This is a genomic window from Haloferax sp. Atlit-6N, from assembly GCF_003383195.1.
Lineage (GTDB): Archaea > Halobacteriota > Halobacteria > Halobacteriales > Haloferacaceae > Haloferax > Haloferax gibbonsii.
Map to the genome: position 1 here is coordinate 1 of NZ_QEQJ01000095.1, position 628 is coordinate 628.

The following is a 628-nucleotide window of genomic DNA, read 5'->3' on the forward strand; positions in this document are numbered from 1 at the left end:
TTTATGTTCTCAACGTCCTTACAAAGCTCCATGAATTCCGTCTCGGCCCTCGACTCCCTCGCTGGCGAATCAATCGTCGTTATCGGTGGTGGATTCGGCGGTCTCTCGACAGCCTGCTACCTCGCCGACGCCGGGGCAGATGTGACGCTGCTGGAGAAAAACGAGCAACTCGGTGGCCGAGCGAGCACGCTCGAACGAGACGGATTCCGGTTCGACATGGGTCCATCGTGGTACCTGAGGCCCGACGTGTTCGAGCGGTTCTTCGCGTACTTCGGCAAGCGGCCCTCGGACTACTACGAACTCACCCGCCTCGACCCCCATTATCGCATCTTCTTCAAAGACGGCGACCGCGTCGATATGGTTCCGGACCTCGAACAGAACCGACAGACGTTCGAGTCCTACGAACCCGGCGCGGGCGACCGCTTCGACGAGTACCTCCAGAAGTCGAAGAAGAACGACGAGGTCGGGATGGAGCACTTCGTCTACGAGGATCGCTCCTCGCTCCGGGACTTCATCGACTGGAACGTCTTCAAGAACGCCCGCGGCCTCTCGCTCATCGGCTCGATGCAAGATCACGTCGAGAAGTACTTCGAGCACCCCAAACTCCAGCAGATTATGCAGTACACGC

At 59.1% G+C, this 628-nt stretch carries 1 protein-coding gene; it reads left to right on the forward strand.

What is annotated here, in order from left to right:
* Positions 1-30: 30 nt before the first annotated feature.
* Positions 31-628 (forward strand): NAD(P)/FAD-dependent oxidoreductase (locus DEQ92_RS21350; protein WP_115821748.1); only part of this gene is annotated, 598 nt, incomplete at its 3' end.